Annotated in this window: 27 protein-coding genes, 1 tRNA gene and 1 riboswitch; of the genes, 24 read left to right on the forward strand and 4 right to left on the reverse strand. The window is 62.9% G+C overall.

Annotation, left to right across the window (positions count from 1 at the left end):
- Window positions 1–122: 122 nt before the first annotated feature.
- Window positions 123–249, reverse strand: a riboswitch (cobalamin riboswitch).
- A 125-nt stretch (window positions 250–374) separates the two neighbouring features.
- On the reverse strand, window positions 375–995 hold the full coding sequence (locus JF886_RS16740) for a helix-turn-helix domain-containing protein (protein ID WP_350340565.1): 621 nt from the start codon (window positions 993–995) through the stop codon (window positions 375–377).
- Between the two features lie 122 nt (window positions 996–1,117).
- Here JF886_RS16740 and JF886_RS02780 point away from each other — a divergent pair, with 122 nt between their 5' ends.
- Window positions 1,118–1,264 carry a hypothetical protein gene (locus JF886_RS02780; protein WP_337309370.1) on the forward strand — a complete coding sequence of 49 codons (147 nt, stop codon included), beginning with the start codon at window positions 1,118–1,120 and terminating at the stop codon, window positions 1,262–1,264.
- 7 nt (window positions 1,265–1,271) lie between these two features.
- On the opposite strand, the gene JF886_RS02785 is transcribed toward JF886_RS02780, so the two are convergent.
- Window positions 1,272–2,189: a DMT family transporter gene (locus JF886_RS02785; RefSeq protein WP_337309372.1), complete on the reverse strand. Its 918-nt coding sequence runs from the start codon at window positions 2,187–2,189 to the stop codon at window positions 1,272–1,274.
- 284 nt (window positions 2,190–2,473) lie between these two features.
- On the opposite strand from JF886_RS02785, the gene JF886_RS02790 reads away from it, so the two are divergent.
- From JF886_RS02790 to JF886_RS02855, 15 genes are all read left to right on the forward strand, one after another.
- Entirely contained in the window at window positions 2,474–3,109 is a 636-nt protein-coding gene (locus JF886_RS02790) for a TetR/AcrR family transcriptional regulator (protein ID WP_337309374.1), read from the forward strand.
- 134 nt (window positions 3,110–3,243) lie between these two features.
- Entirely contained in the window at window positions 3,244–3,528 is a 285-nt protein-coding gene (locus tag JF886_RS16745; protein WP_350340566.1) for a hotdog domain-containing protein, read from the forward strand.
- Window positions 3,529–5,031 (forward strand): class I adenylate-forming enzyme family protein, encoded by a 1,503-nt coding sequence (locus JF886_RS02795; protein WP_337309376.1) that lies wholly within the window; start codon window positions 3,529–3,531, stop codon window positions 5,029–5,031.
- Between the two features lies 1 nt (window position 5,032).
- Window positions 5,033–5,923: an ArgK/MeaB family GTPase gene (locus JF886_RS02800; RefSeq protein ID WP_337309447.1), complete on the forward strand. Its 891-nt coding sequence runs from the start codon at window positions 5,033–5,035 to the stop codon at window positions 5,921–5,923.
- A complete protein-coding gene (locus tag JF886_RS02805) occupies window positions 5,911–7,617 on the forward strand; it encodes an acyl-CoA mutase large subunit family protein (RefSeq protein WP_337309378.1) in 1,707 nt (568 codons plus the stop codon). The genes JF886_RS02800 and JF886_RS02805 overlap by 13 nt, the downstream gene beginning before the upstream one ends.
- Before the next feature lie 10 nt (window positions 7,618–7,627).
- Complete coding sequence (locus JF886_RS02810; RefSeq protein ID WP_337309380.1) at window positions 7,628–8,035, forward strand: cobalamin B12-binding domain-containing protein; 408 nt, start codon at window positions 7,628–7,630, stop codon at window positions 8,033–8,035.
- A 47-nt stretch (window positions 8,036–8,082) separates the two neighbouring features.
- Window positions 8,083–9,297: a branched-chain amino acid ABC transporter substrate-binding protein gene (locus tag JF886_RS02815; RefSeq protein ID WP_337309382.1), complete on the forward strand. Its 1,215-nt coding sequence runs from the start codon at window positions 8,083–8,085 to the stop codon at window positions 9,295–9,297.
- A gap of 45 nt (window positions 9,298–9,342) precedes the next feature.
- Complete coding sequence (locus JF886_RS02820) at window positions 9,343–10,266, forward strand: branched-chain amino acid ABC transporter permease (RefSeq protein WP_337309384.1); 924 nt, start codon at window positions 9,343–9,345, stop codon at window positions 10,264–10,266.
- A 98-nt stretch (window positions 10,267–10,364) separates the two neighbouring features.
- A complete protein-coding gene (locus JF886_RS02825; protein WP_337309386.1) occupies window positions 10,365–11,507 on the forward strand; it encodes a branched-chain amino acid ABC transporter permease in 1,143 nt (380 codons plus the stop codon).
- Window positions 11,504–12,292 carry an ABC transporter ATP-binding protein gene (locus JF886_RS02830; protein ID WP_337309388.1) on the forward strand — a complete coding sequence of 263 codons (789 nt, stop codon included), beginning with the start codon at window positions 11,504–11,506 and terminating at the stop codon, window positions 12,290–12,292. The genes JF886_RS02825 and JF886_RS02830 overlap by 4 nt, the downstream gene beginning before the upstream one ends.
- Before the next feature lie 82 nt (window positions 12,293–12,374).
- Window positions 12,375–13,022, forward strand: a complete 648-nt coding sequence (locus JF886_RS02835) for an ABC transporter ATP-binding protein (RefSeq protein WP_502711383.1) — start codon at window positions 12,375–12,377, stop codon at window positions 13,020–13,022.
- A gap of 175 nt (window positions 13,023–13,197) precedes the next feature.
- Window positions 13,198–14,385 (forward strand): pyridoxal phosphate-dependent aminotransferase, encoded by a 1,188-nt coding sequence (locus JF886_RS02840; protein WP_337309390.1) that lies wholly within the window; start codon window positions 13,198–13,200, stop codon window positions 14,383–14,385.
- A gap of 505 nt (window positions 14,386–14,890) precedes the next feature.
- A complete protein-coding gene (locus JF886_RS02845; RefSeq protein ID WP_337309391.1) occupies window positions 14,891–15,148 on the forward strand; it encodes a CopG family ribbon-helix-helix protein in 258 nt (85 codons plus the stop codon).
- A 6-nt stretch (window positions 15,149–15,154) separates the two neighbouring features.
- Window positions 15,155–15,550, forward strand: coding sequence for a putative toxin-antitoxin system toxin component, PIN family (locus tag JF886_RS02850; protein ID WP_337309393.1), 396 nt, complete (start codon window positions 15,155–15,157; stop codon window positions 15,548–15,550).
- A 467-nt stretch (window positions 15,551–16,017) separates the two neighbouring features.
- Window positions 16,018–16,356 (forward strand): hypothetical protein, encoded by a 339-nt coding sequence (locus JF886_RS02855; RefSeq protein ID WP_337309395.1) that lies wholly within the window; start codon window positions 16,018–16,020, stop codon window positions 16,354–16,356.
- A 480-nt stretch (window positions 16,357–16,836) separates the two neighbouring features.
- On the opposite strand, the gene JF886_RS02860 is transcribed toward JF886_RS02855, so the two are convergent.
- Window positions 16,837–16,941: transfer RNA gene (locus JF886_RS02860), tRNA-Gly, on the reverse strand.
- Between the two features lie 505 nt (window positions 16,942–17,446).
- Between JF886_RS02860 and JF886_RS02865 the strand changes: the two genes are divergently transcribed.
- A complete protein-coding gene (locus JF886_RS02865) occupies window positions 17,447–17,719 on the forward strand; it encodes a hypothetical protein (protein ID WP_337309397.1) in 273 nt (90 codons plus the stop codon).
- 15 nt (window positions 17,720–17,734) lie between these two features.
- Here JF886_RS02865 and JF886_RS02870 read toward each other — a convergent pair whose 3' ends face one another.
- The gene (locus JF886_RS02870; protein WP_337309399.1) at window positions 17,735–17,890 is read right to left on the reverse strand and encodes a hypothetical protein; all 156 of its coding nucleotides are present in this window, start codon (window positions 17,888–17,890) and stop codon (window positions 17,735–17,737) included.
- Window positions 17,891–17,927: 37 nt separating this feature from the next.
- On the opposite strand from JF886_RS02870, the gene JF886_RS02875 reads away from it, so the two are divergent.
- The 7 genes from JF886_RS02875 to JF886_RS02905 all read left to right on the forward strand — a co-directional run bounded on the left by JF886_RS02875 (window position 17,928) and on the right by JF886_RS02905 (window position 24,516).
- Window positions 17,928–18,152 (forward strand): calcium:cation antiporter family protein, encoded by a 225-nt coding sequence (locus JF886_RS02875; RefSeq protein WP_337309401.1) that lies wholly within the window; start codon window positions 17,928–17,930, stop codon window positions 18,150–18,152.
- Window positions 18,153–18,799: 647 nt separating this feature from the next.
- Window positions 18,800–19,717: an aminotransferase class IV gene (locus tag JF886_RS02880; protein WP_337309403.1), complete on the forward strand. Its 918-nt coding sequence runs from the start codon at window positions 18,800–18,802 to the stop codon at window positions 19,715–19,717.
- Window positions 19,714–21,114: an MmgE/PrpD family protein gene (locus tag JF886_RS02885; protein ID WP_337309405.1), complete on the forward strand. Its 1,401-nt coding sequence runs from the start codon at window positions 19,714–19,716 to the stop codon at window positions 21,112–21,114. The genes JF886_RS02880 and JF886_RS02885 overlap by 4 nt, the downstream gene beginning before the upstream one ends.
- Window positions 21,111–21,569, forward strand: coding sequence for a Zn-ribbon domain-containing OB-fold protein (locus tag JF886_RS02890; protein WP_337309407.1), 459 nt, complete (start codon window positions 21,111–21,113; stop codon window positions 21,567–21,569). Before JF886_RS02885 ends, JF886_RS02890 begins: the two co-directional genes overlap by 4 nt.
- Entirely contained in the window at window positions 21,562–22,704 is a 1,143-nt protein-coding gene (locus JF886_RS02895) for a thiolase family protein (RefSeq protein WP_337309409.1), read from the forward strand. The genes JF886_RS02890 and JF886_RS02895 overlap by 8 nt, the downstream gene beginning before the upstream one ends.
- Window positions 22,705–22,730: 26 nt before the next feature.
- Window positions 22,731–23,306, forward strand: a complete 576-nt coding sequence (locus JF886_RS02900; RefSeq protein ID WP_337309411.1) for an amino acid synthesis family protein — start codon at window positions 22,731–22,733, stop codon at window positions 23,304–23,306.
- A gap of 4 nt (window positions 23,307–23,310) precedes the next feature.
- A complete protein-coding gene (locus JF886_RS02905; protein WP_337309413.1) occupies window positions 23,311–24,516 on the forward strand; it encodes a CaiB/BaiF CoA transferase family protein in 1,206 nt (401 codons plus the stop codon).
- Window positions 24,517–24,563 lie beyond the last annotated feature (47 nt).

Below are 24,563 nucleotides of genomic sequence, written 5' to 3' on the forward strand. Positions count from 1 at the left end.
CCGCCGCGCGTACCGCATCGAGATCTCTCACGGCGCGTGCCGTCCCGCAACGACGAGACCCTCGCCGCATGAGGACCCACCTTCCCGTTTCGCGCGGGCATACAGTGGTTCCGCTCCGACGGAGGTCTCCTGGCTCACGGATCAGGGCAGCTCGACCGTTCTTCCCAGGACGGTGCGTCCCAGTGACCGGTGGCCGGCTGCTCCCCGTTGACATTTGCGCGACAGCTCCGGATTCCCACCGGAGTCCCTGTCGCCGGAGCGCGGTCATCCGAGTATGTCACGGGCGCCACGGCGAAGTCTCTCGGATCCGCGCTCGCAGCCGGCCGATGGGCACCGTGGACCAGCCTCAAGTCATGAAGCGCGCGATCGGCCCGTTACCCGCCCCGTGGGGATGAGCCCAACGCCTCGGAGTGGCCGTGTCCAGCTGCATGCAGAACGAAAGTCAGGTCCGGAGCCTGGTACTGAAGCTCCTGACCCGTTGTCAGTTGATCCCGATACAGGAGTGAATCGGCGACAAAGTGTTCGACAGCACGTACCACAACATCGTCGACGTTGCGTTGCTCTCGTCGGAGGAGACTGACCAATTCATCGCTGAACCAAACCTGGATTGGAATATTCACTTCGTAAGGGAACTTCGCGTGAAACAGCCATCCGACCCCGTACCGGCGGAAGCCGAGGGGAGCAGTGCCCTGAAGGGACAACCTGACACGCGGACTTCTCTGGCGCCTTCCCCGCAGGTACTTATCGATATACCTCCCTTGTAGTCTCCAGTTTGCCCCCTGCCGTTCGGCCCGTAGTCGACCGCTCTCGCAGAGGTACCCCAGCGTCTGCGGGCTGATGCCATGTCTGGCCGATGCATCACTGAAGGTCAACCAGTCATCCAGGGTGCTGGCCTCGCGAGTGCTCATGCCCGCGAGAATATGAGCGCGATGCTCGGGGGTCAAGGGACGGGGCCGCACGAGGCTTCCACTCAGATCAACCGCCAGACGTAGCATCAGCCTGGGAGTGATACCGCATCGTCCGTCGAGGACTGCCACAGCCTTCGCGAACCCCTCGACGCCACCGAGGCAGCGGCGACGAGGTGGTCGCCGAGGAGAGTGCTCGACTTGGCAGTGAGGTGAACGCGCTGGCGGCGCCGTTCGAGGAGGGCATTGCGGTGCCGTCCGAGGCGCGCGATGCTCACCGCCTCGCCGAGAACGAGACGACCCCGGTGAGGATGGACGGCAGCGGCCGAGCCCAGGGACGGCCTCCCGCGGCAGCCTGAACTCAGGTCACCTGTGTACCCGCACCTCGGCGAGGTCGGTGGGGACGCGGCGCGCGACGATCACGGCGGCGACGAGGATGACCGCGCCCCCTAGCAGGCGCACCACGCCGAGGTCCTCGCCGAGCAGGAGCGCCGCGAGGACGACGGTCGTCGCGGGCTCCAGCGTGCTGATGATGGCGGCGCGGGCGGCGCCAACCCGCGCCAGACCGGCAAGGAACATGGTTGCCGGGATGGCCGTGGCCACCACTGCCATCGAGGTGGTGAGGCCCCACCCTGCGCCGCTTAGCGTGGTGAACTGCCCGCCAATAAGGCCGGCGATGGTCAGCGTAACACCGGCGGTGGTCGCAATCCCCGCGGTGGCAACCACGGCGGGGACGTCGCGCAGCAGCACGCGGCCGGTGAGGATATAGCCCGCGTAGATTGCTGCGGCGGCGAGGCCGAAGAGCAGCCCCGCAGTGTCGAGCGAGCCGTTTGCGCTGATGGGGTTCACGACGGCGAAGACGCCGGCAACTGCGAGCACGAGGGCCAGGACACGCATACGGGTGAGTCGCTCGCCGAGGAACGCGGCCGCGAGCAGGACGACGATGACTGGGTACAGGTAGAGGAGGATGCTGGTCACCGCGGCAGGCACCGTGCGGAGGCTGGTGAAGTAGGTCGCCGCCTGGCCCACGTAGAGCATCCCCATGAGCGCGAGTCCGGCACTGCGCCAGCCCCACCACAGCCTTTCGCGACGTGCGACGGCGAGGGTCCAGAGCAGCACGGCGGCGACGACGAACCGAATCGCGAGCAGTTCCACGAGAGGGATGCCGATGCGGTCGGCGAACTTCCCGTAGATGGCGAGGCTGCCGAAAAACGCCGCCGAGAGCGCGGTGAGCGCCACCCCGGTGCGGTCGACGTAACTTCCCGCCGATGCTTCCCCGCTCACGACAGCCTCCCGACCCCGCGCTTCCCCGCACTCGCCCGAGCGGCGTCAAGCACCGGGAGGCAGACCACCCCGTCGGCGACCGGTGGTCCTCCGTGACCGGGTCGAGGCGACGACATTGACAGACCCCTCCTTGGCTGCTAGGGTGCGGCGGACCGAGCCTAACGAGTGTTCGATAGGTTATGCATGAGGGGCGGCACTGCGATGCGAAGGATGCCTCAGGGCTGGCTGCATTTCACGGACACAGATCCCGGTTCGAGCCGTTGAGCGTATCCGCTCGCTCCCGGGTGCATGCCGCTCAGCGCAAACCACGAGTGGCCGGTACCGGCACCGCCACCAGCGAGTTGATCTACGAGGCCATCGTCACGCTGATGTACGAACGCGGCTACCACGACACCTCATTGCGCGAGGTAGCTCGCAAGGTCGGCATCCAGGTCGCGTCTGTCTACTACCACTTTCCCAGCAAGGAAGCGATGCTCATGGAAGTGATGTCGCGGACAACCCGCGACTTGACACGGCGAACCGAGGCCGAGGTAGCCGCAGCCGGAGCGGATCCGGTCGCAAGGTTGACTGCCGCTGTTCACGCCCACGTGACTTTTCACGCGGAGAGACGCAAGGAAGCGTTCTTGGCCGACACGGAATTGAGATCGCTCCAGCCAGAGCAGCGAACTCTCGTAGCCGGGTGGCGTGATCGATACGAGGCAGCATTCAGCGCGATCCTCCAACAGGGATTCGAGAGTGGCCGCTTTCGCCGCATCGATCAGCGATTGGCACTGAACGCGCTACTCGGCATGTGCAACGAAGTTGCGGCTTGGTATCGCCCGTCTGGCCGTCTCACATTGGACCAAATCGCGAGCACCTACGCGGACCTGTTCCTCAACGGCGTGGAAATGCAACCGGTCGTTATCGGCCCTGAGCGATGACGGGTGAGACGAAGGGGCCGCTGCGCGCGACGGAACCCCACATGCATGGCAATGAGATAACGGCTCGGATCCGGGTCCGGATCGCCCCGGCAGATGCCAGATACGCAGGCGGACTGGTCGCGGGATCTAAAGCGATGGAAATATTCGCCGATCTGGAGACCGAGCTTAGTCTTCGCGAAGGCGGAACAGAGGGCCTGTGCGTGGCCTACCACAGCGTCGAGTTCTTAGCGCCCCTATACGTTGGCGACTTCGTAGAGGCGACGGCGTGGGTAGTGGACCGCGGACGCACTAGCCGTCGAGTGCAAGCGGAACTACATAAGGTAATTAGCGTTGGGCTCGACGGGTTTGGTGGCCCGCTCCCCGAGCCGATTCTCGCCGTGCGCGCCACAGCGACGATTAGAGTCGGAGTCCCGGACTGAATGGGTACGGTTCGAGCACCTCAGACCCTCGTCTCGTGGATCGCCGCAGTCGTTGCGGCCAGGCGACAGCATCCAGCGGTAATCGAGGGCACTCTGAGCTGGAGCTACACCGATCTATGGAGCCGCTCTGAGCAGGTTGCGCGCGCCGTGTCAGCGCTCCCGACCTTCGCGTCCGGAACGCGGGTCGCGCTTATCGGGGCGAATGACCCGCAGTACCTAGCCGCGTACTTCGGAGTCCTCCGGGCGGGCGGCGTGGTCGTTCCACTCAACCCACGACTTGCCAATGCTGAGATCGCAAATCAGGTTCGTTTTGTCGGGGCGATAGGAACGATAGTCGGCGACGTAGACACCGAGACAAGCGACGCCCTCGGGTTGGCGGCGCCCGTTTGGCGACTACCAGAGCTGCGAGGCGGACGCTCGGGGGCCTTGCCCACACTTGGACCCCAATCATCCGCGTGCATATTGCTGACGAGCGGCAGCACCGGCGAACCGAAGGGAGTCGTCCACAGTCAGGGCACGCTGCTCCACGCTGCGCTCCAAATCGCGGCAGCCCTCCCGTTCTCTCCGGATGATCGCGCTGTTGCTTTCTTGCCCTTTTTCGCATCAATACCGGAGCTAGTCCTTCCAACCTTGGTGAGTGGTGGTGCACTGGACATCGTCAGGCGGTTCGACGTGGAACTGATCGCCCGCGCATGTCAGCGAGCGACATGTTTGGATGCGATACCAACGCTCATGGCGCGGCTACTGCACGGTGGCGTGATGGACGATCTGCGGAAGCTGCGCTGGCTAATGTTCGCTTCGGAGGCGATGCCGCCACCGCTGCTCGAGCAGTGGTGGGCCGAACTTCCTGGTGTCGCGACACACGAGATCTATGGAATGACCGAGTTGCTCACCATGACCTATGCACCTCCGGCGCTCTTGAGGGAGGCGCCACAGTCAGTCGGCCGTCCATTCCCTACCTCCGCCGTCGCGGTCGTAGACAGCGCAGGTCAGCCGGTGCCGATTGGTTCTTCGGGAGAAGTCATTTGCCGAAGTCCGGCACGCATGCTTGGCTACCTTGATGCCCCAGCGGCAACGGCCGCGGTGCTGGACCGGGCAGGCTGGATGCGCACGGGCGATCTCGGCGAGTTCGATGAGAGCGGTAGGTTGCGGCTAACGGGACGCCTGAAGGACCAGATCAACAGCGGTGGACTCAAGGTTGCGCCAGGCGAAATCGAGTCTGTCGCTCTTCGACATCCACAAGTCATCGCGGCTGTCGTTGTTGGAATCCCAGATCTACGATGGGGCGAGACTCCGGTGGTCGTTGCGGTTCGCGCTGTCGGGAGTTCACTGGCCGCCGCGGATGTTCTAGCGTTTTGCCGCCGCGAATTGGGAGGCTTCAAACGTCCATCGGGCGCCGCCGTCGTTGAATCGCTACCGCAGATCGGCATCGGCAAGGTAGCCAAGGACGAGATTAAGCAGAGAGTTCTATCCGGGGAGCTTCAGATTGTCCGCGCAAGCTGAATTGACTGCTCTGATAGACCGACACCGCACTGGCGTTGGCTGGAGCCCACTCGCTCGCGCGATCACTTTGGTTGAGAACACACCGCCATGGCAACTGTGCATTAGAGATGCTCCCGAGCCGGTCCACGTGATTGGCGTCACCGGGCCTCCTGGTGCCGGCAAGAGCACGCTTGTGGCTCGCTTGATCGAGAGTTACAGCGACTCCGGACGTAGGGTGGCCGTGCTTGCTGTCGACCCTTCGAGTGCGACCAGCGGAGGGGCAGTCCTGGGCGACCGAATCCGGATGGAGGCGTCGATGAATGGCCGCGACGACGTGTTTGTGCGCAGCCTGGCCACGCGCGGGGCTCACGGTGCCGTGTCGATGGCTGTGCGGAACGCGGTGCGAATCCTTGAAGGATCCGGTTCATTCGACACCATCATCATTGAGACTGCGGGCGCGGGCCAAACGGAGATCGCTGTGGCCGGTCTCGCGGATACGGTCGTCCTCGTCACGGTACCCGGCTTGGGAGATGCGGTCCAAGCAATAAAGGCCGGCCTGATGGAGGTCGCTGACTTGGTCGTCGTGAACATGGCAGATCGGCCAGGAGCCCCCGAGACCGTGCGACATCTGCGTTTCGCGATGCAGCGGAAGCTGACCGTGATGCAGACCGTGGCACTTCGCGGGGCCGGCGTACCCGAACTCACGGATGAGCTCAATCGACGCTGGCGGACCCTTCGCGCAACCGGTGAACTACTGGTGGTGCGCGAAGACAAGCGGTTGGACGAGGTTGCTGCCGTGGCTGAGCAATGGGTGAGGCGCTGCGCCGTCGGTGGCGTGGGTCGCCGTACCGGAAGCTTGCGGAGCATGGTTAAGGAAGTCCTCAAGGAGGCTTCGGCACAATGGAAAGCGTAGCTCACCCCAACGATTCGGACGCACAGGCTGAGATCGGCAAGGCAGTTGAGCAATGGCGTGGGGACCGCCTGCTCGAGGGCCACAAACGGTTCCCTCCCCGCCGCGAGGAGTTCACCACGCTTTCCGGTCGGCCCATCGCTGATGTGTACACCCCTCGTGACACTACTGACCTCGATTACATGCGCGATATCGGCCTCCCGGGCGAGTACCCGTACACGCGTGGGCCACATGCCAGCATGTATCGAGGACGGCCTTGGACGATTCGTCAAGTTTCAGGCTACGGTCAAGCTGAGGACACAAACGCGCGATACAAGTACTTGCTAGAACATGGCGAGACGGGCCTCTCCACCGATTTCGACCTTCCGACTCTCCTCGGCTACGATTCCGACCATCCCATCTACCGACGTGAGGTGGGAAAGGTTGGTGTCGCTATCGACAGCCTGACAGACGCCCACGCCCTCTTCGATGGGATTCCGCTGGGCGAGATTTCGACGTCTTTGACAGTTAACGGCTCCGCTGCCGCCATTCTGGCGATGTACAAGGTTGTCGGTGAGCAGCGCGGCTTTTCGAGCACCGCCCTCACAGGGACCATTCAAAATGACATCCTGAAGGAGTACACGTCACAGAACGAATTCATCTTTCCGCCGACCCCTTCCGTCAAGCTCGTCGTAGACACCATGGAATGGTGCGCCGAGCGAATGCCTCAGTTCAACCCTGTCAACGTGTGTGGATATCACATCCGCGAAGCAGGCGCCACCGCAGTAGAGGAGGTCGCCTTCGCCCTTGCGGCTGGGATTTGCTATTTAGAGGCCGCGGTGGCTCGTGGCATCAATGCGGATGCAGTCGCACCCCGCATCTCGTTCTTCTGGGACGTGCACAATGACTTCCTCGAGGAGGTGGCCAAACTACGTGCCGCACGGCGGCTTTGGGCACGCCTCCTGCGCGAGCGACTAGGTTGCCAAGACCCGCGGTCATGGATGATGCGCTCGCATTGCCAGACCGCTGGGGTGTCGTTGACGGCTCAGCAACCGCTCAACAACGTGGCGAGGACGGCGCTCCAAGCGCTCGCTGCCGTTATGGGCGGCACTCAGTCGTTACACACGAATTCGCTCGATGAAGCGATGACGATCCCGTCCGAGGATGCGATCAAGGTCGCAGTGCGCACACAACAAATCGTGCTTCATGAGACGGGCGTCGCAGATGTTGTTGATCCACTTGGCGGTTCCTACTACGTCGAAGCGCTTACGTCGCGAATCGAAGAGGAGGCTCGATCGCTAATCGGGCGCATCGATGAACAGGGAGGAATGATCGCGGCGATCATTAATGGCTTCGTAAGTCAACTGATTGCTGACTCGGCCTGGGAGCAGCAGATGAAGATTCAAGATGGGGAGCGCATCGTGGTCGGTGTAAACGCCTTCGCCGACGGTGACTCGTCCACCGGTGGCATTGATGTTTTTCGGTTGCCTCCCGAGGTGCTTGAACGCCAACTCCAGCGGCTTGAGCGCGTGAAGCGGGAGCGCGAGCAGCGGCGCGTTGCCGACGCGCTGCGGAACGTGGAACAGACGGCCCCGGACCTGGCCCAGAACCTGATGCCAAGCATCGAGGAGGCCGTGCGGGCAATGGCGACGGTTGGTGAAATTTACGACGTGCTCCGAGGCGTTTGGGGCCAACATCAACCATCAACCGTTTTCTAGGAGGGGGCCGATGGAGACGATCGCCGTCCGTATCAAAGTGGTTGTAGCAAAACCGGGTTTAGACGGCCACGATCGCGGCGCGAAGGTAGTTGCGCGTGCACTTCGGGACGCCGGCATGGAGGTGGTGTATACGGGCATCTTTCAGACGCCTGAATCAATCATGCGAGCGCTTGTTCAGGAAGATGCGCGTGTCCTCGGACTATCGAGCTTGTCTGGCGCACACATGGAGTACGCCGAGGAACTGTGCCGGTTACTCAGGGAGAACAACCTGAGCGACGTGCTGTTCCTGGTCGGAGGGACTATTCCAGAAGAAGATGCCGCCCGCCTGCGGGAACTCGGCGTTGCTGCAGTCTTCGGACCGGGAACGCCGACGACGGAGATTGTCTCGTTTATTCAGGAGCACGTAGAGCATGTATAGAGCTGGAGGCATTTCGTGAACGCCCATGCGAATCAGGAGGTTGAAAGGTGAATCTTGCACGGTCAACTACTTGTTTCCTCGTCACCGCGGCCGGTTTAGGATTGGCAGCGTGTGGCAGCGGGGGCAGCAGCAGCAGCGGCGGCGGGAGCTCAGCCAACGCACCCACCACGGTGAAGATCGCGGCCGAGGGGCCCTTCACCGGCGATCAAGCATCGCTAGGGGCCGGGGCACTGCAGGCGATCCAGCTTGCTGTCAAGGACTTCAATAAGGCAGGGGGAGTGAACGGAACGCAGGTGCAACTGCTCACCTGGGACGACCAGCACTCAGCTCAAGTTGCGCAGACCCTGCAGGCGCAGGGCACCGCAGACCCAACCGTACTCGGCATCGTCGGTCCGGTGAATTCCGGTGTGGTGCTTGGCACAGCGCCGAGCCTGCAGAGCGCGAATCCACCCTTGCCCTTCATCAGTGAGTCGGCCTCCAATGTCAAGGTCACGGACTCGAGCTGGGCCGTCGCTCACCGCGTCTGCGCGCGAGACGATCAACAAGGGCCGGCAGACGCAAGATTCATGATCGACCAGGGCGCGAAGGGGGTGTACCTGATGGACGCGAAATCCGACTACTCAATCGCATTGGCGGACGAGACTGAGCAGTATCTGAAAGTCCACAACATTCCGACGACGCGCGATAGCGTGACGCCTGGCCAAACAGACTTCGGGACGATCATCTCCAACATCAAGCGATCTGGCGCCGACTGGGTGTACTTCGCCGACGAAGGGCCTGAAGCTGCTCCCCTCGTCACGGAAATGAAGCAACAGAGTTTGATTATCGGCCAGAACATCCAGTTCATGGGAACCGATGGCGAGGAAGATCCGTCGATAATCACCAAGTCCCAAGGGGCTTTCGACGGAGCGTACGCCACCAACATCACCGCTGATCCCGCGGGCGTTTCCTCGGCGGCCGCGACGAACTACGTCACCGAGTTCAAGACTGCGTATGGTGCCGATTCTCTCGCGAAGGCTGGACCATATTACGGGTCCGGGTACGAGGCGGCACAAGTGATGCTCCAGGCAATCAAGGATTCTCCGGTGAAGAATGGCAAGATCTCCCGGGCCGACGTCAACAGCAGGCTCGCCAGTGGCACATTCAGTACCATTTTCGGTGCGGTCAAGTTCAATTCCAAGGGGGATATTGAGGGCGGCGGCATTTTCGTCTTTCAGGCAAAGGGCGATCAGATGACCGTCCTCAAGCAAGTCACCGGTTAGGTCGCAAGAGGGAGCGGAGGGGGCGGTCGCCCGCCCCCTCCCTTTGTGCCTGCAGTGGCTTATTTTGTTCAGCAGATTGTCAACGGGCTTGAGACCGGCGGTGTCTACGCGCTGGTAGCACTTGGCTACACGCTGATCTATGGCATTCTTGAACTGCTTAACTTCGCTCACGGCGACGTTTACATGGTCGGGGCGTTCTTGGCGGGAGGCGTGGCGACGCTCTTGGTGCACAACCAGGTGAGCGCCGTCCCGGCGGTCCTGGTGGTGGGCCTCATGGTCCTCGCGGCGACCCTCGGTGCCGGCGTGCTCGGCGTAGGGATTGAACGCGTTGCGTACCGACCCTTGCGAAACGCGAATCGCCTGGCACCACTGATCACCGCGATTGGCGTCTCGCTGCTCCTCGAGAGTGCTGTGCAGGTGTGGGTCAGCCCTGCCCCCGTGTTGGTGCCGAGCAACGCACTCGTACCGCAGACCGTGCTGCAGGTCAGCGGTGTGGAGACGCCGCTTATGGGATTGATGCTGTTGGTGGTATCGGTCGCGCTCATGGTAGGCCTGGATGTGTTTGTCTATCGCACTCGCTTCGGCAGCGCGATGCGCGCGACGGCGCAGGACCGGGAAGCCGCTGCCTTTATGGGCATTGACATCAACCGGGTGATCATGGTGACCTTCTTTGTCGCATCCGCGCTGGCAGGCCTCGGCGGCGTGCTGTTCGGCCTGCGCTTCGCGACCATCGACTTCTACATGGGCTATGTACTGGGCTTTAAGGCCTTCACGGCCGCCGTCGTCGGTGGTATCGGGAATGTCCGCGGCGCGATGGTTGGTGGACTGCTCCTCGGCGTTCTCGAGAGCCTCGCCGGAGGATTCATCAGCACCCAGTTCCAGAACACGCTGGTGTTTCTGGGCCTAATCACTGTGCTCATGGTGCGTCCACAAGGGCTGTTCGGACAGCCACTCACAGACCGCGCATGAGTGCCCCACCCGCGCGCAGAGATGAACCGGCCCGCTCGCCGAGGCAGTTCTGGACAGCTGGTTCGGCTGAGTGGGACCGTAGGCTCACCCGGCCGAGAGTGCTCGTCCCGTTTTTCATCGTGGCGGTGGTTGCCCCGCTCGCGCTCCAGTACGTCGAGGACAATTCGAGTTGGATTGGCACCGAATTCTGGACGCTCATCCTCGCCAACTGCGCCATGTTTGCCTGTCTGGCCGTGGCCCTCAACCTGGCGGTCGGTTACGCCGGGCTGCTCAACCTCGGATTCATCGCATTCTTCGGCATCGGTTCCTACACCTACTCTCTCGTCGCTAGTGACCAGATTCACCAGCATCTTCCGCTGTGGGCAGCACTCGTGGTGGTAGTTCTCGTCAGTCTCGCCTTTGCACTCCTAGTCGGCATACCAGGGCTGAGGCTTCGAGGCGACTACCTTGCGATCTTCACCCTCGGTTTCGGGCTCATCATGAACGACATAATCGTCGACCTAGATCGCCCACCGGTGCTGGCTGGCCACCAGTTCGGACCCGACAATCTCAATCTCACGGGCGGCAGCAACGGCATCCACGGGGTGGCGTCATTCAACCTACCCACCAGCGTACCGTTGATCGGGGACATCCCACACTCGCGCATGTACTACTGGATCTTCATCGGCTTCCTCGCTCTCAGCATATTCTGCATGCTGCGTTGGCGCCACACCCGCACGGGACGGGCTTGGCTAGCCGTACGCGAGGACGAGTTGGCGGCGCGAGCGATGGGCGTGAACACGTTCAAGTACCGCCTGCTCGCCTTCTCCCTGAGCGCGGTGATGGCTGGGATCGTGGGGATGATCGACGCGGCGTTCATCAACAATGCCTTCCCCGGCAACTTCGCAGTGCAGCAGACCGTGACCGTCTTCATCATGATGATCCTCGGTGGACTCGGAAGCCTCCCTGGCGCCGTACTCGGCGCGGTCGGGTTCACCGTGCCTCCCTATCTGCTCCAAGACTTCGTCAGTTACAAGTACCTCATCATCGCCGTAGTGTTGATCGCCGTGATGGTGCTTCGACCGGAGGGGTTACTGGGTACGGTGTCAGTTCGGCCACGTAAGGCGTTCGGCGGGACGACCGAACTGCTGACCGCTGAGTCAGCGGACGATGACGCAGATTTGTCACGAGCGATGGACGCGCCGGATGCCGACGTCGAGACAGCGTCCGGGGCGATCGTCGCGTCGGGTGACGGGCCGTGAAAGACCCGACGCCCGTTCTGGAAATCCGCGAACTGACGCGTAGTTTCGGTGGATTGACGGCCGTTGACGGCTTCGATGCTGTCGTCAGCCAAGGTGAGATCGTGAGCGTGGTGGGGCCTAACGGAGCCGGTAAGACCACCTTGTTCAACTTGATCTCCGGTGTGCTCAAGCCGAGCGCGGGCTCCATCCGGCTCCTCGGTCGCGAATTGGTCGGCCAAGCCGCTCATAAGATCACGCACCTCGGGATCGCGCGCACCTTCCAGAACATCCGCGTCTTCCCTCAACTGACCGTTCGGGAAAACATCCTTCTGGGTACGCATCAATGGACGCGCAGTGGCGCGCTTGGCTCCGTGTTCTTCTGGCCCCCAACCATGCGAGCCGAGAGGGCCGCTCAGGCGGAAGTACAGATCGCAATCGAACTCTTCCGCGAGCGTCTCGAGCCGCGACTCGAGGATCCCGCCTTCACCCTTTCCTACGCCAACCGACGGCGCACAGAGATAGCCCGGGCACTCGCCGCGCGACCTAAGCTACTCCTGCTCGACGAGCCTGCGGCTGGCATGAACCCGTATGAACGCATAGAGATCGCTGGCCTAATTCGATCGATGTGCGATCGCGGTCTCACGATTCTCCTTATTGAGCACCATATGCCATTGGTAATGGAGATCTCGGATCGGGTCATCGTGATGGACCACGGCGTGAAGATCGCAGAAGGCTTACCAGATGAAGTTAATCGCAATCCCAGGGTCATCGAGGCCTATCTTGGACGACGAGCAACGTCCGCGTAGCGACGAGCGCCCCAGCGACGACGTGGTCCTGCGACTACAGAACGTCGAGGTGCGCTACGGTGCTGTGCCCGCTCTTCGGCAGGTGAGCATGGAGATCCGGCGCGGTGAGATTGTCTGCCTGCTCGGCGGTAATGCATCTGGAAAGTCGACCACGATGAAGACGATTATCGGCTCCGTTCGACCGAGCAAAGGGTCCGTCCGGTACGACGGCAGAGACATCACCGACTGGAACACCTCCCGACGTGTGGCAAGCGGCATCGCCATCGTGCCCGAGGCTCGACGGATCTTCCCTCGACTGACCGTTCTCGAGAACCTGATGATGGGCGCCTTCCTCCGCAGGGATAGGGCCGACGTCCAAGCGGACCTTGATGGTGTTTTCGAGATGTTCCCGCGGCTTAAGGAGCGCTCCGCACAGCGTGGGGGCACCATGTCAGGAGGCGAGCAGCAGATGCTGGCTATGGGCCGGGCGCTGATGTCTCGTCCGCGCTTTCTATGTATGGACGAGCCGTCGATGGGGCTCGCTCCCGTGTTGGTGGAGCAGCAGTTTGAAACGATCCAGCGCCTAAACGCGACCGGCATCACCATCTTCCTTGTCGAGCAGAACGCGACCATGGCGCTGGCGATCGCCAACCGCGGATACGTGCTGCAGAGCGGACAGTTGGTATTGGAAGGCACCGCCGACTCGCTCCTGCAGAATCCGCAGATGCAGCGCGCCTACCTGGGCACATGAGTGCCTAGCGCTCGGACCGCAACGGGCAAGCCCGCGCTCCTTGGGGGGTGGCCAGGTCGGCGGTTCGTGATGCTATCGTTCAACGTTGGCCACGTCGCTGATACGTCGCGGTCGGGATTACGTGAGCGGCGACTGCGGTTTGTCTAGCGGATCTACGCACGATGGAGGATCGCTCATGACCGAGAACCGCATATCGAAGCGGGTGCGAGACATGGTGCGCATGACCATGGCGGATATGGCTGAACTCGCGGATCAGCGTCCCGGCGCGTTCCGCTTAGAAAACGCGGATGCTTACATCCCCCCGGCAACGCACATCCTCGAAGCGACGCGGACTGCCGTTGGCGACGACAGACATAACAGCTATCTTCCGCTTCGGGGATTACTCGAGCTGCGCGAGGCAGTGGCCGAAGACCTTCACAAGGCGTACGGGTTGGCCTACGACCCCGACTCGGAGGTCGTTATCACTTCAGGCGCTGGCGAGGCCATGCTGAACGCGCTCCTCACGGTAACCGATCCTGGCGACCAAGTCTTGTTGACCAATCCAACCTACTCTGGGATGGCCCAGCGCGTTCGGTTGGCGGGTGCGACTCAACGGTTTGTGGATCTTGACGAAGCTTCGGACTGGCATCTCCCCGACGACGACGCTGTGCGCGTTGCTGGCCAGGGCGCTGACGCGATCTTTTATGCATCCCCCTGTATGCCATCGGGCACCATTTTTACGCCGCGAGAAACCGAACTGCTTGCCGATGTCGCGCGTACGAACGACGCGGTCATCATTTTCAACGCGTCCCTTGACAAGATCCGGTTTGATGGCAGGAAGATAGTCAATCCCGCAACGCTTCCCGGTATGGCGGAGCGGACCGTCACCATTGGGTCCGTAAGCAAGAACTACAACATGATGGGATGGCGCATCGGATGGGTTGCGGGGCCTAAAGAACTGGTTCGGCCTATGGAGGACGTACACATCTTCAGTGCGATCATGCCGAACGGCTTCGCCCAGGCGGGGGCGGTGGCCGCGTTGACCGGTGAACAGCGCTGGCAGGACGAATTGGTATCAGCGTACGCTACCAACCGTGACCTCGTGGTCGATGCGTTGAGGCAATCGCCGGCGCTTCGGGTCGTGCCGGCAGAGGGCGGCTACTTCCTACTCGTCAACATCGGCGCGGTGGGCATTCGGTCTCCCGAGTTCGCACGCCGACTGCTCGATGCCACCGGGGTGGCTGTCAGCCCAATGGTCGCTTGGGGCAGCGACGATTTTGGTTATGACCACGTCCGCATTATCTTTACTGACGAACCACCCGATCGTATCAGTGAGGCATGCAAGCGCATCGTGGCATTTGTTGGTAGCCTGGTAAAGAAGTAACAAGTTCCCTAGCTCGACGGACTGCTCGGCGGGCAGGGAGCAGCCCGGCGACGCTGGGCGCGGGTCGGCGGCGCGCAACGGGCGTTCGGGCTGGGGACCCGCCGTGGGGCATGACGGCCGCGTTGGCGGGATGACCCTACTTTCCCGTAAATCCACGGAGATCCACGCCGACCCCACCGGAACCCCACGGGCTCCATTCGTCTTCGAGATGGGCTCCCAGAAGGGAGTGGACAGCGGGAGACCGGGATCGAACCGGCGACTCACCTTGGCAAGGTAGTGGCTCCATTCTGTATTCGGGAGGCGCTGAAAAGGGCCTCACGACGACTACTTACCCCCAACTTCCACCGGGGTCCACGGTGCCGATCATCTTCGCCGGTTCTACCGGTACTTCGGTGCCCTTGCCGGAGATGGCCCAGCCGGCGACGTGGGTGCCGAGACCGCAGCGACCTGACTGGCGGTAATGGTGGGCAGGTTGGTCAGTAAGACTTGGTGTTATCCTTGATCTATGCGAACCACTGGAACGGTGACGATCTCCCTGCCCCCCGACCTGGCCTCCGAGGTGGATCGTCTTGCCGACGCGGAAGGGATGACCCGCAGCGAGCTCCTCCGGCAGGCATTCCGACAGTACGCGGAGCGCCGGCGCCGCTGGGATCAAGCATTTGCATACGGCGAGGCCCACGTGGGCGCGACGTCACTCACCGAAGGGTCGGTGATGGAGGCGGTCAAGAAGCGCCGACGCGCTCGTGGTCGGGCTGTCCACTGAGTGCGAGTGGTCCTCGACACCAACGTCCTGGTGTCGACGCTCCACTTCGGGGGCCGGCCCCGACGCGTCTTTGAGTCAGTTCTCCGCGGCCGCCATCGGCTCGTGATCGGGCCGGCGATCCTCAGTGAGCTTGAATCGGTGCTGGGCGAGACCTTCGCGTGGGATGCGGCGCGTGCCGCCGCCGTGCGCGGTGAGCTCGAGGCACTTGCCGACACCGTGTCCCCGCCCGAGGTACCAGACGTGTGCCGAGATCCCGATGACAACCAGGTGCTCGCCATTGCCGTGGTCGGGCGAGCCGATGTGATCGTCACTGGCGACGCCGACCTGCTTGCTCTCGGCACCTTTGAAGGAGTGGCGATCATGACCGTCGCCAAGTTCGACGACGTGCCCCCGGGCGAATGAACTGGCGCACCAACTGTGCTCCCGCACTGCAGCCGTGTGGGGGAATCCAGCGTCCGCCGCCGGGTTGATGGCAGACGGCAGCGCCACCCCGGAGTCTCCAACTTACCCGCGGCGGTTCACTTGCCGAGGTTGGGAAACCTAAAAAGGCGTATGTAAGGCCACCCACCCGGCTGCGGCGGCTGATCAACCGGGCTGACCGCGAAAGCTCTCACTCCCCACCTTCAATCGCCTGATCCGCGTACCGGGCTGCGAATCGCCTCCGCAGCAACGGACCTCGCCCCGTATTCAACCATCGCGTCGCTCAGTTCAGTCGTGGTGATCTGCACGAGACGCAGGTCACTTATCCTCGTGTTCACGCTTGTCCCTGTGTCCCTCGGCGCCACGGCCTCCCTGGTGCCGCAACATCTGAACGCCATCCGCGGCGCGCGGGCACGCACGCTGGGGTCGTTGTTACTCTTCGACCGGTGATGTCCCTCGCCTACTGGTCGTGTGCTCTGGTCACCGTGGCGAGCGCGCTCGTAAGTCTGGGCTTCTCCATCGCAGCGGTCGTTGCATCCAACGACGAGGCCAAAACAAACGCTTTATATGCCTGGGCCCGAAGTTCTGCGCTGGCGTTGGTGAGCGTCGTCGCACTCGTCCACCGTTCTAGTCCGTGGTTGGAGGCTGTAGCCCTCACGATGACTCTCGTGCAGGTGGCGGACGCCGGCGTGGGCTACAGAACCCGCAATGCGATGAAGACGTATGGGCCCGCCATTACGGGTCTGGCGAACCTCGCGACTTTTGTCTGGCTCGTGGGCACTTCTTGAGGCGGTTCGCTGGCATAGTGGAGTCCGCCGCCTACGGCGGGCGATGGCCTGTGCGTGGAACTGGACCGTCCGCGCCCGAGCAAGTACGCGAGGGTGCAGTACCCCCGAATTGAAGGGCGGGTCGGACGGTCACAGAATTCACGCCTGGGCCTGACCCGCTTCAACGGACACCTCTTTTCGTAGCGCACTGCCCGACTCGGGAAGGACCTGCTCCGGTAAGACCACTTTGCCGAGAGTAGTGACTTACAAATTCCTGAGTCACTACTCTCCGGGCCGGCGGCGCCGGAGCGTCGGCGCCTTGACGGCCACGCTGCCGGTGCCCGTCGACGGTCCCGAGGACCTCGACAGTAAACACCTACCTGCCCAAGTACGTGTCGCAATCCGTATTCGCGAGTCATTACTCTCCCGAAAACCCACGGCGATCAACGGGGGGCACGCCGGAGCCACACGCGGCTCCACGGCGACCACGCGAAACGCGACAGCGGGAGACCGGGCTCGAACCGGCGACCCTTACCTTGGCAAGGTACGGTTCTAATTCTGTATTCGGGAGAGGTCAAAAATGGCCTCTAAACGAATACTTACCGCCAATTTCCACGGGGGTCCACGCTGACCACACGGGAAGCCACGCTGACCACACGGCGTTCCACGCTGGCCACAAAACGGGGAAAACGGTGGGGGAGGGCGGTAGGCGCGGCACGGGGGTGGCTGGGTTGTTGGTGCGTCGCGGAGACGAACGCACGGTGGCAATCAACCGCACCGCTTTTCGAGAGCGGCGATCGTGGTGACACGGGGTGCCGCGAGGGGTTGTAAAGGGCCGTCCTGAATACGGATCGGGGAGGAGTCGTGACGCCCTGGGCTGCCCAGTGTCGGGCAAGGCCACCGCATTTGGGGCCCAAATGGCCACCGTAGCAGCCATGGTTGGCGGTAACTGGGCAGATCCGCGTCGCAGCGCGACCGGCGTTGGCCGCCGCGAAGGCGACCTCCTGCAGAGCACGGACGGGAATACTCCGGCGGCTCTCTGGCAGGTCTCCGCGGGAGCGACGACGCGTCTTCCGTGAGTTCTCGAGTGCACCCGTCACGGATGCGATGATTGAGGAAGTGTCGAGCGTCACTTCCCCGCTACTCGGCGCTGCGAGCCGCGGTGCTGCTCGGCTCGCGGATGCCAGCGCACGCCCGCAGCCTCCTACTGGGTCTCAACATCGGGCCCAACCTCGCGGTCACCGGCCCATTGCCGGCGCTCCTGTGGTGGCAGGCAGCTCGATCGGTCGGCGCTCAGCCCTGGGGCCGCCGCTACTCCGCGGTCGGGATCGTCCTGGTCCCGCTCACCCTCGCGGCGGCACTGGCCGCAGGTCGCCTGCCCTGACTGCGGCATCGGGCCTCACACACGCGCCGGCCTGAGGTCGAAGCGCCCCGTACCATCGCGGCCATGTCTGCACCGCTGTCGGTCCTTGCCTTCCTGGGCGGCGTCGTTCTTGTCGTGGTGGCCACCGAGCGCCTGCTCGACGGCTTGGTCGGAGCCGCCCGTCTGCTCCATGTCGCCCCCTTCGTGGCCAGCGCTCTTCTCTCCGGACTTGAGGCCGAAGAATATTGCGGTCGGTCTCGCCGCGGGCAGTCGCGGCGATGCCGAAATTGCGCTCGGAACAGCATTCGGCGGGGCGATCTTCCTCGTCTGCTTCGCGCTCGGCCTCGGCGCGTTGATCGCTCCGCTCCGTGCCTCGCTGCCACGGACGTGTAGTGTCGAGATCGAGGGCCTGGGGCGGCTGACGAATCCGATCGTCGCCGCGTCGTCGTCCTGATGCCACGAGCCGCGTGGCTTCATGAGCGACGTCACCGTCCCCCGTGCCGAAGTCGCTTGCGGATGATCGCCCAACAACCACGAGCCTGATGCCCCAGCTCACCCGAGTTCCAAGAGAACGTCGACTTCCCTGAGAGCCAGTGTGTTTCCTTCGAGGGCGGTGGAGTTATGCGCCTCCTGGCGCCAGATGTCTCCCCAGATGCCGTCCGCCTCATCGGGAGAGGGGAGGCCGCCCATCTTCGACCGCAACTCCGTTACCCCTGCCTCGAGCTGCGCGAATATCCGCTCGCGCGACGGTCGCCCTCTATGAGGTTGTAAAAGCTCGTGTCTGAGTGCGTCGTCTCCCGGATCCATCAGTGCGACACTACCAATTTGGGGCGAGTTGCCCCAGGAAATGCGCCCAACGCAAATTACCGCTCCACCCTCGTAGACGGAGCGTTCGTTGGGCTTGACCGGCCGAGGCGGGTGATGGAGCTGAGTAGGGAGCAACGCATTGCGCTGGCTGGTGGTCGCGTGCGAGCGGGAGGCTGTCCCCACGGCGCCAGAGTTCGACGAGTGGCCGGTTTCACGACGCAGCGCCGCCGCAGCTTGACGCCGCTCTGTACATTCTATATTCTGTGACAGCCCGAGCCAGATCGCGGAGGGAACATGGTGGTCGACCCTCTTGTTTACGTGCAGGGCGACCTCGTACCCCTGAACACAGCCACCATCTCCGTTCTCGACCATGGTTTCCTGTACGGCGACGGAGTCTTTGAAGGGATCTCCATTGACGCCGGGCGAATCTTCAAGCTCGATGAGCACGTCGATCGTCTCTTTCGATCCGCAGCCCATATGCGGATCGTGCCGCCGCTCTCCCCCGTCGAGGTGCGCGCGCAGATCGTCAGGGTCGTCGCCGTGAACCACCTGCACGACGGCTACGTCCGGCCCATCGTGACGCGCGGGACAGGTCCAATGGGATTGGGAGCCACTCGAGGAATCCGGGAAGGAAACCTGGTCATCGTTCCCCAGGTCCGGTCACGACTGACTGATGAAGAGCGCCTCGACAAGGGCTTGCGAGCGACAGTGGTGGGCGTCCGCCGGACACCCCCCGAGTGCGTCGACCCGCAGGTTAAATCGACGAGTTACGCGAACCAAATCCTAGCGAAGCTGGCACAGTGGGACGCGGGCGCCGACGTGGCAATCATGATGGGCACGGACGGTCTCGTGGCGGAGTGCGCTGGCGAGAACCTCTTCATCGTGGCCCAGGGAGTCCTCCGCACTCCTCCGCGCCACCGCGTACTCGAGGGCATCACCCGCAATACGATCCTTGAGTTATACGCTGGCGATGCTCGGGAAGACCAGATCAGTCTGCACGACATGTACGCCGCCGACGAGGTGTTCATCACAGCCACCCTGGTGGAGGTCGCGGCGATCACCTCCATCGATGGTCGGACGATAGGATCCGGCACTGCGGGCCCCATCACGCGTCAGCTACTTGTGCGTCTGCGCACCGCCATCGCGGAGGAGGGATATCAGGTCCGCTACGAGACACACGACAGCGATCTCGCTTCGGTCGCCTCGCGATGACCACTGTCGCGCTTGCTGAGCGCTATTCGCGGCTGGAGTTCGCAGACTTACCAGCTCCCGTTGTCAACCGTGCGATCGAGTTGGCGATCGACACGCTCGGGGTGGCCATCGGCGGCCAGTTCTTGGAGTCGAGCACACTGACTTCGGAGTTGGTAGCGGACATGGGTGGGAAGCCGGAGAGCACCGTCGTTGGAGGTGGGCGTGTTCCCGCATGCTTGGCGGTTCTCGCCAACGCCACGATCGCTCACGGACTCGAGCTCGACGATGTGGACAACGCCTCCTCGTTGCATCCCGGGACTGTCGTGATCCCGACAGCGCTAGCTCTCGGCGAAGCGACCTCGGCCTCCGGTTCTGATGTGGTGGCGGCGATCGTCGCAGGCTACGACGCGATGATCCGCATTGGCCGTGCAGCCGGGGCCGTCCAGCAGTACTCGAAGGGTTTCCATCCCACCGCAACCTGTGGCGTGTTCGGAGCCGCGATCACGGCGGGCCGTCTACTCCAACTCGATGGCGACCGCCTCGCCCACGCGTTGGGGATCGCTGGCAGTTTCTCGGCGGGCAACCTCGAGTACATGGCCAACGGTGCCTGGACGAAGCGACTGCAGGTGGGCGGTGCTGCGCAGTCGGGGACTCTGGCCGCGCTCATGTCCGCACGAGGGTTCACCGGGCCGACCACGATCCTCGAGGGCAAGCACGGGTTCTTGCAGGCGCACGCCGACACACCAGACCCTGCAATGCTCACTGACGGACTGGCCGACCCGTTCGCCATTCTCGATGTCAGCATCAAGCCCTTCGCCTGCTGCCGGTATTCGCAAACCCCGGTCGACGCGGTACTCGAGCTCATCGAGCATCATACCATCGCCGCGGAGCGCGTCACCCGAGTGGATGTCGGTCTCGTGAACGCGGGCATCCCCATCGTCGCCGAGCCACGCGAGCAAAAGCTGTCGCCGCAGAACAGCGTTGATGCGCAGTTCAGCCTCCCGTATGCGGTGGCCGTTGCCCTCCAGCGGGGCGGCGCGTTTGTCGAAGAGTTCAGCGACCAAGCGGTGTGGGACCCAGCGGTGCGTCGACTCATGCCTCTGGTCCACGTCCACCCCGATGCTGCGCTCGATGCCTTCTATCCGGCGAAGTGGCCGGCGGATGTCACGATCTCGATGGACAATGGGGAGCACCACAGGTTGCGAGTCATGGACTGCCGTGGGGATCCGGGCAAACCAATTCTGAGACGCGCGCTGGAGGACAAATTCAGACGTCTCGCCGCGGCGGCCATGGGTTCAGTCGCGATGGACCAGATTCTGGAGCGTGTCGCCGGCTTGGCCGCGCTCGACGACATCGCACAGCTCACGGAGCTCTTCCGCAGTCACCCTGATCGTGTCGCACTGGCTGGAGCCAGATGAGCACAGACGCAGCTGACGTTTCCGCACCAGCCGCGAGTGCTCCCTTTCGGGAGGGTCTGTTCACGACCGCTGAAGAGACACGCGGCACGCCGAGGTTGATCGGGTCGCGTTGCGCCTCATGCGGGGCACTCGCTTTTCCCAGGCGGGTTACGTGTGCTCGCTGTGGCGACATCGACGACCAGAGTGAGATCCTCCTCGGTCCGTTTGGGCGCCTGTATACGTTCGCCGTCGTCCAACGTGCGCCCGAAGCGTTCCCAACGCCGTACGTCATCGGTTACGTGGATCTCGACGAGGGCGTGCGTGTCTTCACCCAGATCCTGACCGACGACTCCTCGAGCTTGGAGCTTGGAATGCGGGTCGAACTCATCCTTGCCGAGCTCAACGGCGCATCAATTCCACCGCTTACTACCTACAAGTTTCGACCAACCCGTGGAGGCTCCATTCAGGGTGACTGACGTACAGATCATCGGCGCCGGCATGACGAAGTTTGGAAAGCTGCTGACTCGTCAGGTTGACGATCTCGGCACGGAGGCAGCCCTTACCGCAATACGCGACGCTGGTGTTCCGCTCAAAGATGTTCAAGCAGCATGGTGTGGCCATGTCTTTGCCGGGCCGGTTGCCGGCCAGCGGATCATGGCGCGCCTCGGCATCGCAGGCATTCCAGTCACAAATGTTGAGAACTATTGCTCCAGCGGATCTACCGCGCTGCGGGAGGCCGCCATTGCTGTGGGAGCTGGCCTCTATGACGTCGTACTTGTCGTTGGCGTCGAGAAGCTGTACGGCAGAGTGTCCGGAGGGATTCTTCCCGATGACGAGGACCTAGAGGGCGCGCTTGGGCTGGTGATGGCAGCTCAGTATGCGATGCGGTTCAAACTGCACAGCGAGAAGTTCGGCACGACGCGCGCACAGGTCGCCAAGGTATCCGTCAAAAACCACAGGAACTCGGTGCACAACGCCAACTCCCAATACCGTCGGGAGGTCACCCTGGATGAGGTTCTGGCCTCGACCGCCATTGTCGAGCCGGCTGTGAACCTTCTCGACTGCTGCCCCATCGGTGATGGTGCCGCAGCGGTAATCGTTGCCAGCGCCGAGCGGGCGCGGCAGTATGGTGGACGGCCCGTAACGCTGCGGACTGTGGCGCTCAACAGCGGCCAGTACCAGACTGAACTGGCTGACTTGACGTTTGAATCCATCACTGCCGAAGCAGGGAAGCTGGCCTACGAAGCATCTGGAGTAGGCCCCGAGGACATCGACGTTGCGGAGGTCCACGACTGCTTCAGCATGGCTGAGGTCATGCGAGTCGAGGGGCTCGGCCTCTGCAAACCCGGTGAGTACGGCCCCCTCATAGATCGAGGCCATTGGAACATCGGCGGTGTGCTTCCCGTCAACCCCAGCGGTGGACTGTTGTCTAAGGGACACCCGATGGGTGCTACCGGCGTCGCTCAGGTGGCTGAGCTTGTTTGGCAACTCCGGGGAGACGCCGGGATACGTCAGGTAGAGGGCGCTCGAGTGGGACTCGCACATTGTCGTGGGGGCACCGTGTATGGCACCGATGGTGGCTCATGCACAGTCGCCATTGTGAGCGTGTAGCGCCACCCACTTACGGAGGGAGACACATGAGCAAGCTGCCGCTGCGCAAGGTCGTCACGATCGTCGAGGATATCTATCGTGAGGGGGGGAAGCAGGTGGATCCTCCGACTCGCATTGCCGCCGCGCTAGCGGTCATTCACAATCCCCTCGCTGGTCAGGACTGGCAACGCGACCTCACGACCCTGATCGACCAATTCAGCGATCCCCTTGGTCGTCTGCTCGGATCGACCGTCGCGTCACTGCTCGGTGGTCCTGCCGAGGCCTTTGGCAAGGGTGCGCTCGTCGGCTTAGACGGTGAGATCGAGCATGGATCGGCGATCATTCACACACTCACCTTCGGTGACCCCATACGCGAGGCGGCCGGGCATGCCACTTCGCTCCTCCCCGCCGCGGAGAAGCGGGGTGCAGCGGGATCAACGCTAGATATCGCCCTCAAGCACATCCATGATGTCACGACGCGTTCGCACCACCAAACATTTGAGGTGCGAATCCCGGATGCGCCGCGGGCCGACGAAATGGTCATTGTCGCGGTCATGTCAATCTCGGGACGACCGCATGCGCGGTTGAGTCCGTTCGGCGCTGACCCTCAGACCGCCGGGTAGGTTGATGACCAGAACACTTGACGGCGTTCGCGTACTGGAGATCGGCCAGTACATCGCGGGTCCGTACTGCGCCATGCTTCTTGCGGACCAGGGTGCTGAGGTGATCAAGGTGGAGCGCCCTGACACAGGCGATCCCCGCCGCTGGTACGACCCGCTCATCGAGCAGGACGGCCGCTCCATGAGCGGCGGCTTCCTGTCGTACAACCGCAACAAGCGTGCCATCACCCTCAATCTGCAGCACAGTGAAGGGCGTCGGCTCTTTCTCAAGCTCGTCGAGTCGTCCGACGTTGTGGTCGAGAATCTCCGACCGGGCGCGTTGGACCGCGCAGGTCTAGGATACGACAGGCTCGTCGAGATCAACCCGCGACTAATCTACTGCGCCATCACCGGGTTTGGTCGCTTGGACGGCTATCGGGGTCCGTACGCGGATCGGCCCGCATTCGACGCTGCGGTGCAAGCCATGAGCGGCATTATGTCCGTGATAGGCAGCGGTGATGATGAACCGACACTGTCCGTCACCGGCTTCGCCGATATCTACACGGCTGTGTTCGGCGCGCTTGGAGTTTCGCTCGCTCTCTTTGCTCGCGAAAAGACCGGTAGGGGCACCTTCATCGACCAGGCGATGTACGACACCGTGGCCTCGTTGATGGAGAGATCGCTCATGCTGTATGAGTACACAGGCGAGGTTCCCACACCTGGGGTCGACCGCTTCGCACCCGTGGGCGCGCTGAAGACCCTCGACGGCCACGCTGCTGTCATCATTCCAACCGACGATATGTGGGTTCGCTTTTGCACGGCGATCGGTCGAGGAGATCTACTCGCCCGACCAGAGCTGGCGACCGTGCGGCAGCGCTCAGAGAACTTCCGCTCAGTCATTCGCCCTGAGGCTGAGCTCTGGAGTTCGCAGCGCACTCGAGCTGAGGTGGTCGCCGAGCTGACTAAGCACGGCCTCCCAGCTGGCGAAGTGCAGAAAGTCGATGAGGTCTACGCCTGTCCTCAGTTGGCGCAGCGTCAGATGTTCCTCGACATTGACGATGGTGTCAGCGGCGCAAAGAGGATGCCGAGAACGCCCTTGTTGTTCTCCGACTTCGAGCTGCCTCCGCACGATGCACCGCCACAACTTGGGGCTGACACCGAGCTCGTACTCCGAGAGCTTGCGGGCGCTAGGAGCGAAGAGATACAGCTGTGGAGACGCGATGGCGTGATCTGATAGGCGAAGAACGGGCAGAGGTGAAGTTGGATACACAACGGCTATGG

The organism is Candidatus Aeolococcus gillhamiae, from assembly GCF_016464765.1.
GTDB lineage: Bacteria > Chloroflexota > Dormibacteria > Aeolococcales > Aeolococcaceae > Aeolococcus > Aeolococcus gillhamiae.

Coding starts and splice junctions, on each gene's coding strand:
- JF886_RS16740 (WP_350340565.1), bottom strand. CDS start 995: ATGCTACGTCTGGCGGTTGATCTGAGTGGAAGCCTCGTGCGGCCCCGT.
- JF886_RS16745 (WP_350340566.1), top strand. CDS start 3,244: ATGGAAATATTCGCCGATCTGGAGACCGAGCTTAGTCTTCGCGAAGGC.
- JF886_RS02795 (WP_337309376.1), top strand. CDS start 3,529: ATGGGTACGGTTCGAGCACCTCAGACCCTCGTCTCGTGGATCGCCGCA.
- JF886_RS02805 (WP_337309378.1), top strand. CDS start 5,911: ATGGAAAGCGTAGCTCACCCCAACGATTCGGACGCACAGGCTGAGATC.
- JF886_RS02810 (WP_337309380.1), top strand. CDS start 7,628: ATGGAGACGATCGCCGTCCGTATCAAAGTGGTTGTAGCAAAACCGGGT.
- JF886_RS02840 (WP_337309390.1), top strand. CDS start 13,198: ATGACCGAGAACCGCATATCGAAGCGGGTGCGAGACATGGTGCGCATG.
- JF886_RS02845 (WP_337309391.1), top strand. CDS start 14,891: ATGCGAACCACTGGAACGGTGACGATCTCCCTGCCCCCCGACCTGGCC.
- JF886_RS02855 (WP_337309395.1), top strand. CDS start 16,018: ATGTCCCTCGCCTACTGGTCGTGTGCTCTGGTCACCGTGGCGAGCGCG.
- JF886_RS02870 (WP_337309399.1), bottom strand. CDS start 17,890: ATGGAGCAGACGGGCGGCTCCGACCAAGCCGTCGAGCAGGCGCTCGGT.
- JF886_RS02880 (WP_337309403.1), top strand. CDS start 18,800: ATGGTGGTCGACCCTCTTGTTTACGTGCAGGGCGACCTCGTACCCCTG.
- JF886_RS02885 (WP_337309405.1), top strand. CDS start 19,714: ATGACCACTGTCGCGCTTGCTGAGCGCTATTCGCGGCTGGAGTTCGCA.
- JF886_RS02890 (WP_337309407.1), top strand. CDS start 21,111: ATGAGCACAGACGCAGCTGACGTTTCCGCACCAGCCGCGAGTGCTCCC.
- JF886_RS02900 (WP_337309411.1), top strand. CDS start 22,731: ATGAGCAAGCTGCCGCTGCGCAAGGTCGTCACGATCGTCGAGGATATC.
- JF886_RS02905 (WP_337309413.1), top strand. CDS start 23,311: ATGACCAGAACACTTGACGGCGTTCGCGTACTGGAGATCGGCCAGTAC.